Consider the following 15489-nt stretch of genomic DNA (forward strand, 5'->3'; position numbering starts at 1 on the left):
GCGCTACCTCTCCTCGAGAAACCGCCGCTCGAGCGCCCGATGATCGATCTTTCCGTTCGGGTTCTTGGGCAGCCCGTCGAGCGCGAGCCAGCGCGCCGGCAGCATGTACGGGGGCAGGCAGCTCGAGAGCTCCGCGCGGAGCTCCGCCGGGCTGCGCGTGGCTCCGGGCATCGGGACGTACGCGGCGCAGATCCGCGCGCCCTCGAAGCCGTCGACGGCGACGGCGACGACCGCGCTCTCCGCGAGCCCGGCGATGCGCCCCAGCGCGACGGCGATCTCGTCGAGCTCGATGCGGCACCCGCGCGACTTGATCTGCCGATCGGCGCGGCCGTGGAAGTGGACGATCCCCGCCTCGTCGATCCTCGCGAGATCGCCTGTCCGGTAGAGGCGCTCGCCGGAGCCGGGGGGCGCCTCGACGAACGCGGATGCGGTCTTGTCCGGATCGCGGAAGTAGCCCGGGCTCAGGCCGACGCCGCCGATGTAGAGATCGCCGATCACCCCGGGCGCCACGGGGCGGCGATCCGCGTCGAGCACCGAGAGCCGCTTGCCGGGGACCGCCTCGCCGATGGGGATGGGCGCGTCGTCGTCGGGGACGCGCGGCACCGTGTAATGGCTGGCGGTGATCGTCGTCTCGGTGGGACCGTACGTGTTCGTGAACGTCACGTGGGGCAGGCGCTCCATCCAGTAGCGAAGGGCCTTGGTGGGGAACACCTCACCATACCAGATCAGCCTTCGAAGCTCGGGGAAGTCGCCGTGGGCCACCACGTCTCTGCTCGCCATGCCGACAAGGACCGAAGGCACCGAGTCCCACTGCGTCAGCCTCGCGCCGCGGATGAACTCCGCCAGCGATCGCGGCAGGAGGTTGGCGCGCGCAGGGACGAGATGCAGCTCCGCGCCCGCGTGGAACGCGCGGAAGATGTCCCAGAGCGCGGCGTCGAAGTGCAGTGGTGAATGGCAGGAGACGCGATCGTCGGCGCCGACTCCGAAATGGGTAGTGGACCACGAGACGAAGTGGAGCACCGCCTCGTGGGTGAGGGGGACACCCTTCGGCTCCCCGGTCGAGCCCGACGTGAAGAGGATGACCGCCAGATCGTCCGGAGCAGCCCCCGGCGCCGGCCGCTCGGCGCGCGCAGCCGCGATGTCCTCGCCGAGGCGGAGGACCTCGGAGACGGAGGCGTCCCCGAGCTCGTCGAGGCACCGCGCGGCGAGGCCGCCGCTCTCGGGGTGGATCACGAGCCGACAGGGCTCGAGCGCCCGGAGCATCCGGACCAGACGAGGGGCAGGGCTCGTCACGTCGAGCGGCGCGCAGACGGCCGCGGCCTTCAGGGTGCCGACGAGGGCGACGATCGCCTCGGCCGACTTGGGCGCGAGGAGCGCCACGCGGTCGCCCGGCCGCACGCCGCGGGCCACGAGCGCGCGCGCGAGCTCGTCGCTCCGGCGATCGAGCTCTCCATACGAGAGCCGCGCCGAGCCGTCGACGAGCGCAGTGGCGTCGGGGTGGTGCAGGTCCTCTTTCGATACCAGCTCTTCGAGACGTCGGATCGCGTCATTGGCCACCACGGCGCGATTCAATCAGGTCCAAAAGTGGCCGTCAACGCCGGGCAACAGCCCCGGATCAGCGGCGCGGGGCCCGGGGCGCGAGCGTTGACGAGCCCCAGGCGATGTGCTCCACTCACCACGCGAAGAGCGAGGGGCCATGATCCTTCTCATGGGAAACTGCGGTGCTTTCCGCGTCGCGCCGGCGCTCCGCCAGCTCACCGGCGCCGAGGTCAAGGTCCTCGGGTGGACGCAGGTGGACGCGGCTCTCCGCCTCGATCCGACGCTCGTTTACGTCGATCTCTTCGGCTTCGACGTGATCGCGCCGATCTGCGTCGCCGCGATCGCCGGCCGCCCAATTCCCCGCTTCGATCTCGACCCGCTCCGGGCGGTCGTCGCCGCGCTGAGCGAGACACCCGTCGTCTACAGGGGAGTGCGCCGCCCCTCCGCAGGTGCGTTTGGGCTGCTCGGCGGAGACGCGGAGATCGACGCTGCCTTCGACGAGCTCGCGTCGGTGATACGCGCGCACCGCGTCCTCGACGTGCAGGGCCTCTGGGCCCGCCACGGGATCCCGATGGATGACGTCATCGGCGGCCTCGGCCACGGCGAGGCCCTGGGGGCGGGCGCGGGCAAGGAGGCCGGCCCGAACGCCGTCGCCGAGGCGGTGTTCCACGAGGCGCAGTGGGTCGCGAGCCTGTGGGCCGCCCGCGCGCTCCCGCCCATCGAGTGCGTCGTCGTGGATCTCGACCTGTTGATCCGGGGAGATCTCCTCGCGGACGACTTCCACGCTCGCAACCCCGCCTGGCTCCCGCCGGATCGAGCGCCCGCGGCCACCGTCCTCGAGGCGTGGTGGTCCATGGAGCGGGGCCTCCACGAGGCGCTCCGGATCGTCGCGAGGCGGGGAGTCGCGCTCGCGCTGACGACACGCAATGATCGCGACGCGACCCAGCGCCGGTTCCAGAAGCGCGCTCCGGTCGCCGACGGCGATCCGGGGCCGTTCGCGTGGATGTACGAGGGGATCCCGGAGCAGGTACGGAGCTCGATCTTCTCTGCGCACCCTGCCTTGGTGGACGGCCTCGCGCTCGACGTCGCCGACTTCGCGGCGCTCGAGGCCGACCCTCGACGCCCCGCGTCCGAGGCGTGCCGGCGCGTCGCCGAGCGCCTGGGGATCGAGCTCCACGCGCTGGCGTTCCTCGGCGCCACCGAGGCGGATCGCGAGGAGGTCCGAGCGAACGCGCCCGAGATCACCGTGCCGGAGGGGCCGGCGCATCGATATCGAGAGTTCCTCCTCCACGGTCCTCGGCTGGTCCGCTGGGAGAGCCCGGCCCCGAGGCCGGCGTCGATCGCCGGCTCCCCTCCGGCGGTCGCGCCGGCGGGATCGGGCGCCGCCGCCGAGCGCGTCGAGGCCTTCCTGCGCGGATTGAACATCGTCGTCGACGTCCGGGCGGCCACGCCCGCGGAGTATCCGCGCGTGGAGGAGCTGCTCGTCCTGTGCACCGAGATGAACCTGACCGGCGATCGGCCCGAGCTCGACACGCTGGACGCCATCTACGTGGGGAGATGCCGCGCCTCGACCAGCGATTACGGGATCGTGGCGGCAGGCCTGGTCAAGGACGGGCGGCTCGTGAACTGGGTTTGCTCCTGCCAGGTCCTGCCGTACCGGGTCGCCGGCACGCTCCTGCACCTGACCCTCCAGACGACCCCGGGGATGGAGACGGAGTTCGTCGACGTCGGGAGCAACGCCGCGGCCCTCGACGTCATCCGGGAGGCGCGCTCCGGCTGCGCGAGCTGGGTCTCGGTGGGCGCCTGCGCGTGAAGACGTTCGACGAGCTTCGGAGGCTGGCGAAGAGGCCCTCTCCGGAATTCCGCCGAGCCCGCCTGGCCGTCCTTGCCGACTCCGCAGTTCAGCTCTACGCCCTGGCGCTCCGGGGCGAGGCCGCCGATCGCCGCCTCTCCCTCGCGGTGCTCGAGGGCGAGTTCGATCAGATCGATCAGGCGATCCTCGATCCCTCCTCCGAGCTGCGCCGCTCTCGGCCGGAGTTCGTTGTCGTCTGGCGATCCGCCGAGCGGCTGCTCTCGGCGTTTCGAGCGCTGCCCTCGACGGAGCGCGCCTCCTTCGCGGATCGGCACGTCGCGCACGTCCGGAGCCTCGCGGACGCGCTCGCGGAGAGCACCTCGGCCCGGATCATCCACGTCAACGTCCCGGAGATCGACGACGGGGTCTTCGGCAGCTTCGCCAACAAGATCCCTTCGTCCTGGGTCCATCAGCTCCGCCGGATCAACGTCCTTCTGATGGAGCTCGCGAGCTCGCGCGACGATTTCTTCGTCCTCGATCTCGCCCTCCTCTTCGCGGAGCACGGCAGGGCGGCCGCGGAGGACCGGCGGCTCGCCGCCACCGCGAGGATGGCGCTCGGCGTCGATTTCCTCCCGGTCTTCGCCGAGAGAACGCTGGACGTCGTGGACGCGATCCTCGGGCGCGCCCGAAAGTGCCTGGTCCTCGATCTCGACAACACGCTCTGGGGCGGGATCGCGGCGGAGGACGGCCTGCCGGGCATCGAGCTCGGCGAGCTCGGCCTCGGGCCCGCGTTCACGGAGATCCAGTGCTGGGCGAAGGAGCTCGAGCGGCGCGGCGTCGTCCTCGCGGTGTCCAGCAAGAACGAAGAGCGCGTCGCGAGGGAGGTGTTCGACCGTCACCCGGACATGGTGCTGCGGCTCGAGGACATCGCGGTCTTCTGCGCTGGCTGGGAGAGCAAGGTCGACCACCTCCGGCACATCCAGAGCGTGATCGGGATCGGGTTCGACGGCATGGTCTTCCTCGACGACAGCGCCGTGGAGCGGGCGGCCGTGCGCGCGGCGCTGCCCGAGGTGTGCGTGCCCGAGCTGCCCGCCGATCCTGTCGAGGTGATGCCCTTCCTCCGGCGGCTGAACCTCTTCGAGGCGGCGTCCTTCACCGGCGAGGACGCGCGGCGCACCGCGTATTATCGGGAGGAGAGCCAGAGGCGCGCCCTCCAGGGCTCGTCCGGAGCTCCGGAGGACTTCCTCCGGGGCCTCGAGATGATGGCGAAGGTCGAGGGCTTCACGCCCTTCAACCTCCCCCGCGTCGCGCAGCTCACGCAGCGATCCAACCAGTTCAACCTGCGGGCGGTGCGCCACGCGGAGGGTGAGCTGCGGCGGATGAGCGGCTCCGCAGGGCACCTCCCGTTCGCGTTCAGCCTGGAGGATCGGCTCGGCGCTTACGGTCTGGTGAGCGTGGTCATCCTCGAGGCGCGGGGAGAGGCCATGTTCGTCGACACCTGGCTGATGAGCTGCCGGGTGCTGAAGCGCGGGCTGGAGATCTTCGTGCTCGACGTGCTCGTCGAGGCGGCGCGCGGGCGAGGGGCGCGCGGGATCGTCGGCGAGCACCTGCCCACGCCGAAGAACGCGCTCGTGAGGGACCATTACGCGACGCTCGGCTTCGAGCGCCGCGGCGATCTCTGGTATCTCGATCTGGAGACCTACCGGCCTCGCGAGCATTTCATCCGGAGGGCGTGACATGGAAGGGGACGACATCCTCGCCCAGCTGACCAGGATCATCGCCGGCATCCTCGACGCGGACAGCCTCGAGCTCCGCGAGGAGACGGTCGCGCGAGACGTGCCCGGCTGGGACTCGCTCTCGAACGTGCAAATCGTCCTGGCCATCGAGAAGCACTTCCGGGTCCGGTTCACGACCCGGGAGATTCGAGGTCTGGAGAACGTCGGGGCGATCTGCGCTCTGCTCCGAGCGCGGCGGGAGGGGCAGGCGCGATGATCCGGAGGGACGACGAGATCGAGGGGGCGCTGCGGGTGATCGCCGATCACTTCGGGGCGCCTCCGTGGCTGCTCCGCCGCGTGCTGGAGGGATACGGCCGCTCCTCCGCGGGCGACTCTGTGGCAGGCGCCGCCGAGCCCGGGAAGATCGCGCTCCGGACGGCGCTGGCCGGATCGAGCCTCCGCGCGCTGTCGGAGCAGCTGATTCGCCGGGATCTCGGGCCCTATGCCAGGGATCGAATCACGAAGCGCCTCTCCGAGACGCTCGCCCCCTTCTTCGGGCCGGGCGTGTGGCTCCCTTGCCCCTCGGCGACCGCGGCGGGCGCCGTCGCGGCGCGCTTCCTCGCGGGGAGCGGGCCGGGCGCGCTCTTCGCCGAGGACGTCGGACATGCGATGATCCTCGAGGCGGGCGCCGTCACGGTCATGAGCGGCGGGCAGCTCTTCCCCGTCGCGATCCGGACGGACGAAAGGGGGACGATACGCCTCGAAGACCTCGAAGACGCGCTCCTCGCCCATTGCCCACGAGCGGCGGAGACGACCCTCGGGCGGGATCACTTCCCCACGCCCCGTGTGCTCCTCCTCTCGTGGCCGTCGCTGTTCGGCTTCGCGCCGTCCATCGACGAGCTCCGGGCCCTCCGCGCCGCCTGCGACCGGGAGGGGATGAAGCTCGCGCTCGATCTCGTCTGGGGCCCGCACAAGCTCGCGGAGGACTCCGATCCTCACCCTCGGCTCCTCGATCTGATGGGGCTCGCCGACGCGGTGACGTTCTCGCTCCCCAAGATCGACTGTGGGCCGGGCGCGTTCGTCTTCTTCCCGCGCGCGGAGGAGGGGAGCCTCGACCGACTCCGGGCCTCGGTGAAGCCCATCGGGCTCGCGGAGTTCGAGGCCTGGGAGACGTCGGCGCGGTGGGAGGCGGCGTGGACGTCGCACCGAGCCTTGCTCTGGGAGACGCTCCGGAGCCACGTCGATCGCGCCGCGCGCATCCGCGCGGAGCTCGGATCACGAGGCTTCGTGATGAGCCCGGAGAGCGCCGGCAATGTGGTGTTTCTCTCCACGCCGCCCGAGACGGCGGAGGTCTTCCTGCGCCACGGAGCGGGCCGATGGCCCCTCCGGTGCGCGGATCGAGGCCACGTGATGCTGCGGTTGATGATCGCCTCGTGGTACCCCCCCGGGTGGGAGGACCGGCTCTTCGACGGGCTCGCGGGGCTGCCCGCCGGGCGGTGATCCGGCGGCGCAGCAGGCGCTCGTCAGCGCGGGCGCACGCGGCATCGGAGCGGGATCACCCGCGGGCCGGGCGACCCCTCGCGCGCCGTCCGCACCACGACCGGGCTGGCGAGCGCCGCCTCCGTGAGGCGCCGGGTCAGGATCGGCACCGCCTCCTGCAGCTCGGCGCGCGCCAGGTAGGCGCCCAGGCAGTGGTGGGGGCCGGCGCCCAGCGAGAGCGGGGCGGCGCCTCGCCGGGTGATATCGAACGTCTCCGGCGCCTCGAACACCCTGGGATCGCGGTTCGCCGCGCCCGTCGCGGCGATCACCAGCTCGCCGGCCCGGATCGGGACTCCGTCGAGCTCGAGATCGCAGGTAGCGACCCGGATCGCGACGCGCGTCCCCGGGGCGTAGCGGAGGATCTCCTCCGCCGCCGGCTCCGCCAGATCGGGCCGCTCCTGCAGGAGCCGCCGCTGGTCCGGGTGCTCCAGCATCACCAGGAATGCCTTGCCGATCGTGCGCCGGGTGGTGTCGAGGCCGCCGAAGAGGAGCGCCACGATCTGACACACGAGCTCCTCCTCGCTGAACCGATCCCCGTTCTGCTCGGCGGCGGCGAGCATCGAGATCAGGTCGCCCCTCGGCTCGGCCCTGCGCGCCGCGATGGTCGGCTCGATGTAGCCGCGGAGGCCCTCGAACGCGGCCTCGAGCCGGGGCAGGTGCTTCTTCACCTCGAGCCCGACGATGTAACCGAGATCCGAGCACCACCGCCGGAAATCGGGATCTTCGAAGGAGACCGGCAGCCCGAGCAGCTCGATGATGACCTGGCCGGGGAATCGCTCGGCGACCGCGGTGACGAAATCGAACTCGGTTCGATCGCCGATCTCGTCCAGCAGCGCGTGCATCCTCTCCCGCATCCGCGGGCGGAGCGCGTCCACGGCGTCGGGCGTGAAACCCTTCTTGAGCAGGCCCCGGAGGCGCGCGTGCGCGGCGCCCTCCGTGCTCAGGAGGAACCCCTCGTACATCCGCCGGACGAGGCCATCGGTGACTCCTTGTCTCGTGAGCACGTCGGTGCCCATGTTACGGAACCGAGCGTCGCGGAGGAGATCGTGGACCTCGCGATACCGCAGCACCGCTTTCCCCATCGAGGTCTCGGCATACCAGCAGGCCTCCTGCGCGCGCCGGACGACGTCGCCGCCTTCTTCCATGACATCGTCGGGCTGCAGCGTGTGGGGAGTCGACATGGGGAGCGTCTCCGTGTTATCGCGTGGATGGAAAAGACGGTATCTCGGGAGCGGGGATGAGGGCGACGGTCGCACCCTCGTGGCGCGCTGTCAACCAGCGCTCCACGGCGGGAGTCGCGCGCCCGCGCTGGCGCCTGTGCGGGTGACCGCCGCTCTGCGGCGCTCTTACCAGGGGCGGGTGGGAACCGCTCTGGCTGAGACAGCGCGGCGGTCATGAGATGACGACTCCCTGGACGGCGCGGTGAGCCACCTGGACTCGACCGCGGAGCTCGAGCGCTGCTTCCACGCGGTGAGCGCCGCGCTGCTCGAAGGGGGGCAGTGAGCGCGGCTGATCAGCGCCCCGGAGCGGCCCCGACGAGCGCGGCGAGCCTCCGCGCGAGATCCGCGCGGAGGAGCTTCCCCGTCGGCGTCCGCGGGATCGCCTCGAGCCGCACCAGGCGGCGGGGCAGCACCGTCGGGGCGAAGACGGCGCGGAGGTGGGCCAGGATCTCCGCGTCGCCGACGGCGCCCTGCGAGCCCACGATCGCGGCGATGATCTCCTCTCCCAGCAGGGGGTGCTGGAGCGCGACGCACGCGGCGTCCTCGACGTGCGGGAGCGCGCGGAGGACGCGGTCCATCTCGTCGAGAGACACCGACTCTCCTCGCACCTTCGCGATGTTCTTGCTCCGCCCCGTGATGGTGAAATAACGCCGGCCGTCCCCTCGATCTTCGATCTCGTGGCCCAGATCCCCGGAGTGGAACCACCCGCCCCGGAAGGCCTCGGCCGTCGCCTCGTCGTTGCCGGCGTAACACGTCATCACGTTGTGCCCACGCATGCAGATCTCCCCGATCTCGCCGGGCGCCGCGCGCTCGCCGCCGCGGTCGAGCACCGCCACCTCGTTGCCGTACAAGGCCGTGCCGATCGAGGGGATCTCCACGTCGAGCATGTGCGCCCGATACGCGTCCTCGGAGAGGTCCGCCGGCATCGTCGTCGAGAAATTGGTGGTCTCCGTGAGCCCGTAGCCCTGGAGGATCCGCGCGCCGAGCTTCTCGCGGACGGCGCGGGCCGTGCGCGCGGTCAGCGGCGCGGCGGCCGAGACGAAGTACTCGAAATCGCCCGGCAGCGCGGGCTGCCGCCACATCCCGAGCAGCGCCTCGAGGATGCTGGGCACGACGCTGGCGATGCGCGGGCGGAACCGCTCGACGAGCCGCGGGTAGCCGAACGGATCGAAGGCGTGCGCGAGGACGGCGTGCGCGCCCGCGGCGAGCGTCGCGAAGATGGTGAAATGAAGGCAGTTCACGTGATGAATGGGGAGGCAGCCGAGGAGGCGGTCCCCGCGCTTCAGCCCGTGGTGACGGCGGAGCGCCTCCGCGTTCACGGCCGCGGCGTAGTGCGACTGCGCGACGAGCTTCGACGTCGCGGTCGACCCCGACGTCCCGAAGAACAGGGCGTCTGCCCGGGGCTCGACGGCGGGATCGGGATCGGACGCCGCGCCGTCCTCGAGCGAAGCGGCCTCGGGGACCGGGATCGCCTCCGGGAGGACGTCGGCCGCGACGTCGGGGGAGCGGAGGACCGCCTTCGCCCCGAGCGCCTCGGCGAGCTGTCGGAGCCGCCCGGCGGGGTCCGCCGGGCTGAGGAGGAGGAGCGCGCAGCCGGCGCGCAACGCGCCGAAGAGGGCGACGACCGAGCTCGCCTCGTTCGTCGGGACGAGCGCCAGGACGTCGCCGGAGCCGACCCCGAGCCGCCGGCGGGCCCACGACGACACCCGGCGGCTCAGAACCTCGAGATCACGGTAGGTGAGCGTCACGACCCCTCCGTCGGCCCGCGCCGCCGTGAGGAAGGGATCGTCGCCTTGCGACCGCGCGCGAGCGGCGACGTGCGCGAGGATCGTCGGCTCGATCGGGAGCGTTCGATCGAAGGGGACGCCGCCGTAGCTGTGGGCGAGATCGAAGTCGGTCGACATGGGGTCACCCGGGCCCGCGCAGCGCGCGCACGTGGCCGGCGATGGTCCGCGCGTCGCGGAACGTGGCGGGATCGATCAGGTCCGCGGGGAACCGGACCGCGAGGCCCCGCTCGAGATCGAGGATGAAGCCGACCATCTCGAGCGACGCGAGCCCGAGCGCCGAGAGATCCGTGTCGGGGCCCACGGCGGAGGCTCTCTCCGCGTCGACGTGGCGCGCCGCGATGTCCAACACCGCTCGTAGGAGGTCATCCATCGTCTGGAGACTACCTCTCCGGCGAGGGGTGGATCTGCACGTTTTTTCTCCCTGCCCGAGCTGCCGGCGAAGAGGCGCCGACCCGACGGAGGACCGTCGACGAATGCGTTAAGACAGCCGCGGCGGCCGCCGATTGATCCCCCGGGAGGTCCTTGATAGGCTCCGCGTGAGCCGATGGAGCGACTGCTCGCCTTGCCGGTGGCGCAGGCCGGGGACGATCCGCTGTTGAGCGACGAGCGGGGAGCTCCGGTGTGGCCCTACGCCGGCCCCGACGAGAGGGCGCTGCTCGCCCAGGTCGCGACGCTGTTCGGGCGGGAGATCGTCGATGTCCAGCCGGCCTCGAGGGGCCCACGCGACGGCGGCGAACGGCTCGTCGCGGGGTACGACGAGGGCGCCGAGCGGGCAGGCCGCCTGTATGCCCATCTCACCGGGCGCCGCTACGTTCATGTGGGCTCGCCGCGGGAGGCGACGGCGATGGACGCGGTCGACGTCGTCGTCTGCGTCGCCCCGTCGGCGCCGCACGATCTCCTCGACGAGATCACGCGCGCGCGCAGGAATGCTCGTTTGGGGATCCTCTGGGCGGCCGACGCGGGCTCCCTCTCGCGACAGGCCCGGATCCGCGCCGCGGCCGCGCGGCTCGATCCTGCGCCGCTCGATCGGGCCACCGTGCTGAGCCCGATGACAGGGCACATCGAGCCCGTCCGCGTCGGCGCCGTCGAGCTCCGGGGGGCGCTGAAGACGCCCGGCGATCTCGAGACGGGGCCGCACGCCGTCATGGCGCTGACGACGCACTCCGACGGGATCGACGCCTTGCTCGGCGAGCGGGCGACGCTCTGTGCCCTCGTGGACCTCGACCCGAGCTCCGTCCCCGGAGGTCCGTCGCCGAAGTGCGTGATCACCGGCCAATGCCACCGGCAGAAGATGCGGGTGGCGGAGGCGCTGGCGTCCGGCCGGCTCGTGCCGGCGCGCGCGCTGTCGAGCCGGGTCCTCATGTGGAACAGCTGCTTCGGGATCATGGGGCGGCACTGGAGCGTTGTCGACGCCTGGGGGCTCATGCCCCAGCTCCTCGCCTCGGCCGAGGTCGGTTGCCTCGTCGCGCTGCGCGCGATCGTGAACACCGGGCCTGTGCAGGTCATCCCCCTCGTCGCCACGCTGCATGAAGGGGTGAGCGTGGGTGACGCGCTCGCGGCGTGGCGAGAGACGCTCGGGAGACAGTCCCACGCGATGATCCGAGATCGCCTCTTTCTGTTCGGCGATCCCGCGGTCGTCGCAAACCCAGCGCGCGAGGCCGCCCTCGAGGAGGCCGCCTTCGACGAGGCCGCCTTCGACGAGGCCGCCCTCGACGAGGCCGCCTTCGACGAGGCCGCCCTCGACGAGGCCGCCCTCGACGAGGCCGCCCTCGACATGACGGCGCCCTCGCCCTCGGCCCCCGTCGAGGCCACCGAGGCGCCGCTCATTCTGCGCTTCCTCGAGAACGTGAGAGCGTGGCAGCCCGATCTCTCCCCGGCGGTCGATGCGTGTCGGGCGGCGGTCGAGGCGAGCGAGCTCGCGCGCTCGAGCACGACGCCGGGGCCGCGCGCCGAGCTGGAGGCCGCGTTGCGACGAACGCTCCTCGGGGTGCTGACGAGGACGATGTGGTCGAGCTGGCTGGACTCGTGGCTGCCGACGGCCACTCTCCGCGAGGAGCTGGCCGGCAGGACGTGCGGCGACTGCGGCGCCGACCTCTGGGCGGGAGTCTACGACGTGAGCGCGCCCGGCGGCGCGCCCCGCTATTTCGCCAGCTGCGCCAGCTGCGGCGCCGTCGACGACCGCCCGGCGAGCTGCGAGGCCGTGATCGAGCGCGCCGATCACGGCCTCGGGCTCTCGCGGGGGGGGCCCAAGGGCGATTGGAGCGGCGCCCTCGTGTCGGCGCCGATCGGCCCCGATCTCGTGTCGACCGAGTGGCCGCGAGGTGAAGACGATCTGCCCCTACCGGAATGCCGCCTGACGGGAACATCGCAGGTGGGCCCGATATTCAGGCTGGCGATGTTCATCGAAGCTTCGCGTGTGTCGATTCATATGCGGCGCGCATTCCTCGCGACCTCCGATACGCCATGACGCAGCGCTCGGCGAGAAATCGCCCGAGGCGCGGTCCCCCATCGCCCTTGACAGTCCGCCGACCGATCCCATAGCCTCTTCGATTGCTGCGATCAATCGCAGGTATGGGAGGAATCAGCCATGGCGGAACGTGACCTCAAGGATCTCGCGCACAACCTCAATCAAGAGCAGTTGAAGCTCTACAGCGAAAAGCTGAAGGCGCTCTCGGAGTACCGTAAGGCGCAGGCGCGCCTCAACGAGGTGAACCTCGAGCTCATCAAGGCCGGCCTGCGAGTCAACCCGGGCTCCGTCGCCTGCTGGTAGTCGAAACGGCTCGCTCTCACGAGGGCTCGCGACGCTAGCCCTCGACTCCACGCCCCGCGAAGCCTCCCGACATTCAGCGCGGATCACCGGCGCCTCGTCCCCCGACTCCCTCCGCCCCACGACGCAGCGCCGCCGCTGGCCAGCGCTCACCACGTGGCGAACGAGCAGCATCGTCCGCGGCTCCCTCTGGAGCGATCGACCTGCGAGTCCGCGCCGATCCGGTCGTGGAAATCCGGTCAAAACGGGTGACGCGCGCTCTCGCCGCTCCGGCGGGGCCGCCCTTTGCGGTTGTCAGGGGAGGGGCTTCGGGCTAAAGGAAACCCTGGATTTACCAATGGAAACGCGTAAAGGCCCCCCCTCCGACGTCGCTTCGATCATCGGGCAGCTCCGCAGGCCCAAGCGGATGGTGGTGACCGCGGGCATGCCGTACGCGAATGGTCCGTTGCACCTCGGGCACCTCGCTGGAGCCCAGCTGCCCGCCGACATCTACGCTCGGTGGTGTCGAATGCTCATCGGGGCAGAGAACGTGCTGTACGTGTGCGGCACCGACGAGCACGGGTCGACCAGCGAGATCGCCGCGGTCCAGGCCGGGCTCCCCATCCGCGAGTACATCGATCGCATCCAGCAGGCGCAGAAGAAGACGCTCGAGCGGTATTGCATCAGCCTGGACGCCTTCACGGGCACCTCGCAGCCGGAGACCTTTCCGCTCCAGCGAGAGCTGGCGCACGAGTTCCTGACGCGGTTCTCGGAGAACGGCCTCCTCGAGAAGCGCGCAACGCGTCAGTGGTTCGATCCGAAGATGGGGCGATTCCTCCCCGACCGCTACGTGCGCGGTCGCTGCCCCAACCCGCAGTGCGACAACGAGGACGCCTACAGCGACGAGTGCGACCGCTGCGGCCAGCAGCACGCCCCCGCCGCGCTCCTCAACCCGCGCAGCACGCTGAGCGACGCGGTGCCCGAGCTCCGCGAGACGGTTCACTGGTGGCTCGACATGTGGTCCGTGTCCGAGACGCTGCGCGAGTGGATCAGCGGCAAAGAGAAGACGTGGCGGCGCGCCATGCTGTCCGAGGTCCTGGAGACGGTGATGCCGTCGGTGCGCCTCGACCGGGCGCACGAGGCCACCTACAAGGAGATCAAGGCGAGCCTCCCCAAGCACAAGAGCAAGCTCGCCCGCGGGAAGGAGCTCGTTGTCCAGTTCGGCAACAAGGCCGATCTGGAGAGCGGCCGCGCGATCCTCGAGCAGCACGGCGTCCGCGTCGAGCTCGTCGACGAGTGGGCGCACCGGTCGATCACGCGCGACATCGCCTGGGGGATCCCGATCACCGAGGATCCGGACCTCGCGGGCAAGACGCTCTATGTCTGGCCCGACTCGCTCATCGCGCCCATCTCGTTCTCGAAGGTGGCGCTCCGCGACAAGGGGGTCGACCCGGCGCGCTATGCGGAGTTCTGGCGCGATCCCGAGGCCCGCGTGGTCCAGTTCCTGGGGCAGGACAACGTCTACTTCTACGTGCTCATGCAGGGGGCCATGTGGCTCGGGACCCAGGAGGACCCGCACCGCCTGCCGGCGGCGGGCGAGCTCCAGCTCACCGACGTCTTCGGCTGCTTCCACCTCCTCGTCGGCGGCGAGAAGATGAGCAAGAGCCGCGGCAACTTCTTCACCGGCAATCAGCTCCTCGACGAGAAGGGCTACTCCGTCGATCAGATCCGGTATTACCTCGCGCTCCTCTCGCTCGCGGAGAAACCCTCGGATTTCGACTTCGAGAAGCTCGACGAGCGCAACAAGTTCCTCGCCGGGCCGATGAACGCCGCGTTCGAGCGCCCCATCTCGGCGGTGCACTCCAAGTTCGGCGGCAAGGTCCCCGAGGGCGCCCTGCTCGACAAGGTGGTCGCCGACACGGTGCGCATCGTCCAGCGCTACGTGCGCGCCATGGAGCGGGCCGACTACCCGAACCTTCTCTTCGAGATCGAGAACTACGCCCGCACGATCAACAGCCTCTTCACGCAGTACAAACCGCACGACGATCGGCACCCGGAGCAGGGGCGCCGCGACGCCCTCTACACGTCGTTCTACGTGCTGAAGACCCTGATGATCATGCTCTACCCGTTCGTCCCCGAGACGATGGATCGCCTCCGCGCGTCGCTCCGGCTGCCGCCCGAGGTGTTCCGCCTGGAAGAGCTCGGCACGCCCATCCCCGCGGGCCACGAGATCGGCGCCAAGCAGCCGTATTTCCCGGCGCCGTCGAGGGAGGGCGAGACCTGATCGAGGGCGCCTTCACCGAGCGCGCGGGCGACGCCCACGTCGGGCGGAGGCGAGATCTGCTCGAGGGCGGCGCCGCCCTGCCGCCGTGCGCAGACGTGCTCCGCGCGTCGGCCGCAGAGTTCCCGGACGCGGTCCGCGAGCGCCTCCTCCGCGAGCTCGGCGAGCGCGGCCTCGTCGCCGTCCAGCTCGACGAGCCGCTCTCGAACGATCGATTCACCACCCTGGGATCGCTCCTCGGGACCGCCTCTCCGGAGACGGATCCAGCGGTGCTCCCGTACGTGGAGAGGGGCGTGATCCTCAACCTCGTGGCCGAGCACGGGCGCACGGAGGACGTCTCTCTCCAGCCCTTCGCGACGAACCCGCTGACGCTCCACAGCGAGGGCAGCGGCCGGCGGGCCGAGGAGCAGCCTCGGTACATCGTCCTGATGTGCCGCGATCCCGGCGACGAAGGGACCGCGGCCCAGACAGTCCTCGTCCCGATGGCGGCCGTCGCAGAGGGGCTGTCGCCAGACGCGCTGGCGACGCTGGAGCAGACGCGATATCGAAGGAGCCCCGACGGTCCATGGATAGCGCGGCGCGTCGACGGTCGATGGGTGTTCTCGTTCCGCGACTTCCTCTCGCAGCCGCTCGAGTGGACGCACGCGGGGCACGCCCCCTCCGCGGACGCCATCAACGGCGCTCTTCGCGACCTGCTGGCGTCGATGTACGCTCCCGGCGCCGCAATCCGCGTCCATTGGACACGCGGAAAGCTCGTCATCATCGACAACACGTTCTTTTTCCATGGGCGGACGGCCGGGCGAAGCGCCGGATCGAGCCGGCGCCGCCATCTCCAGCGCCTGCGGATCCTCGCCGGCCCCTCCGCCTGAC

At 71.0% G+C, this 15489-nt stretch carries 12 protein-coding genes; 8 read left to right on the forward strand and 4 right to left on the reverse strand.

The features are described from left to right. Positions 1-3: 3 nt before the first annotated feature. On the reverse strand, positions 4-1560 hold the full coding sequence (locus WME73_RS45270; protein WP_437913601.1) for an amino acid adenylation domain-containing protein: 1557 nt from the start codon (positions 1558-1560) through the stop codon (positions 4-6). 136 nt (positions 1561-1696) lie between these two features. Here WME73_RS45270 and WME73_RS45275 point away from each other — a divergent pair, with 136 nt between their 5' ends. The 4 genes from WME73_RS45275 to WME73_RS45290 are packed head-to-tail and all read left to right on the forward strand — an operon-like array spanning position 1697 to position 6546. Beyond that, positions 1697-3352, forward strand: coding sequence for a hypothetical protein (locus WME73_RS45275; RefSeq protein ID WP_437913602.1), 1656 nt, complete (start codon positions 1697-1699; stop codon positions 3350-3352). Then, complete coding sequence (locus tag WME73_RS45280; RefSeq protein ID WP_437913603.1) at positions 3349-5067, forward strand: HAD-IIIC family phosphatase; 1719 nt, start codon at positions 3349-3351, stop codon at positions 5065-5067. The genes WME73_RS45275 and WME73_RS45280 overlap by 4 nt, the downstream gene beginning before the upstream one ends. Position 5068: 1 nt before the next feature. Further along, complete coding sequence (locus WME73_RS45285; RefSeq protein ID WP_437854464.1) at positions 5069-5323, forward strand: acyl carrier protein; 255 nt, start codon at positions 5069-5071, stop codon at positions 5321-5323. Beyond that, a complete protein-coding gene (locus tag WME73_RS45290; RefSeq protein ID WP_437913604.1) occupies positions 5320-6546 on the forward strand; it encodes a threonine aldolase family protein in 1227 nt (408 codons plus the stop codon). The genes WME73_RS45285 and WME73_RS45290 overlap by 4 nt, the downstream gene beginning before the upstream one ends. 23 nt (positions 6547-6569) lie before the next feature. On the opposite strand, the gene WME73_RS45295 is transcribed toward WME73_RS45290, so the two are convergent. The 3 genes from WME73_RS45295 to WME73_RS45305 form a co-directional block, all read right to left on the reverse strand. Beyond that, positions 6570-7766, reverse strand: a complete 1197-nt coding sequence (locus WME73_RS45295; protein ID WP_437913605.1) for a cytochrome P450 — start codon at positions 7764-7766, stop codon at positions 6570-6572. 332 nt (positions 7767-8098) lie between these two features. Further along, the gene (locus WME73_RS45300) at positions 8099-9709 is read right to left on the reverse strand and encodes a class I adenylate-forming enzyme family protein (protein ID WP_437913606.1); all 1611 of its coding nucleotides are present in this window, start codon (positions 9707-9709) and stop codon (positions 8099-8101) included. A gap of 4 nt (positions 9710-9713) precedes the next feature. Then, positions 9714-9962, reverse strand: coding sequence for a phosphopantetheine-binding protein (locus tag WME73_RS45305; protein WP_437742481.1), 249 nt, complete (start codon positions 9960-9962; stop codon positions 9714-9716). Positions 9963-10136: 174 nt separating this feature from the next. On the opposite strand from WME73_RS45305, the gene WME73_RS45310 reads away from it, so the two are divergent. From WME73_RS45310 to WME73_RS45325, 4 genes are all read left to right on the forward strand, one after another. Further along, a complete protein-coding gene (locus tag WME73_RS45310; RefSeq protein ID WP_437913607.1) occupies positions 10137-12059 on the forward strand; it encodes a hypothetical protein in 1923 nt (640 codons plus the stop codon). A gap of 120 nt (positions 12060-12179) precedes the next feature. Continuing rightward, positions 12180-12362 (forward strand): hypothetical protein, encoded by a 183-nt coding sequence (locus WME73_RS45315; RefSeq protein ID WP_437742483.1) that lies wholly within the window; start codon positions 12180-12182, stop codon positions 12360-12362. A 334-nt stretch (positions 12363-12696) separates the two neighbouring features. Continuing rightward, positions 12697-14622, forward strand: coding sequence for a methionine--tRNA ligase (locus WME73_RS45320; protein WP_437742484.1), 1926 nt, complete (start codon positions 12697-12699; stop codon positions 14620-14622). A gap of 95 nt (positions 14623-14717) precedes the next feature. Next, on the forward strand, positions 14718-15488 hold the full coding sequence (locus WME73_RS45325) for a TauD/TfdA family dioxygenase (RefSeq protein WP_437913608.1): 771 nt from the start codon (positions 14718-14720) through the stop codon (positions 15486-15488). Position 15489: the final 1 nt, after the last annotated feature.

Origin of the sequence: Sorangium sp. So ce302 (assembly GCF_051530145.1) — a bacterium.
In the GTDB taxonomy this organism is placed as follows: Bacteria; Myxococcota_A; Polyangia; order Polyangiales; family Polyangiaceae; genus Sorangium; species Sorangium cellulosum_B.

Bases quoted from the DNA above. Each gene is read 5' to 3' on its own strand.
- WME73_RS45275 (WP_437913602.1), top strand. From the start codon at position 1,697: ATGATCCTTCTCATGGGAAACTGCGGTGCTTTCCGCGTCGCGCCGGCG.
- WME73_RS45285 (WP_437854464.1), top strand. From the start codon at position 5,069: ATGGAAGGGGACGACATCCTCGCCCAGCTGACCAGGATCATCGCCGGC.
- WME73_RS45290 (WP_437913604.1), top strand. From the start codon at position 5,320: ATGATCCGGAGGGACGACGAGATCGAGGGGGCGCTGCGGGTGATCGCC.
- WME73_RS45295 (WP_437913605.1), bottom strand. From the start codon at position 7,766: ATGTCGACTCCCCACACGCTGCAGCCCGACGATGTCATGGAAGAAGGC.
- WME73_RS45300 (WP_437913606.1), bottom strand. From the start codon at position 9,709: ATGTCGACCGACTTCGATCTCGCCCACAGCTACGGCGGCGTCCCCTTC.
- WME73_RS45305 (WP_437742481.1), bottom strand. From the start codon at position 9,962: ATGGATGACCTCCTACGAGCGGTGTTGGACATCGCGGCGCGCCACGTC.
- WME73_RS45310 (WP_437913607.1), top strand. From the start codon at position 10,137: ATGGAGCGACTGCTCGCCTTGCCGGTGGCGCAGGCCGGGGACGATCCG.
- WME73_RS45315 (WP_437742483.1), top strand. From the start codon at position 12,180: ATGGCGGAACGTGACCTCAAGGATCTCGCGCACAACCTCAATCAAGAG.
- WME73_RS45320 (WP_437742484.1), top strand. From the start codon at position 12,697: ATGGAAACGCGTAAAGGCCCCCCCTCCGACGTCGCTTCGATCATCGGG.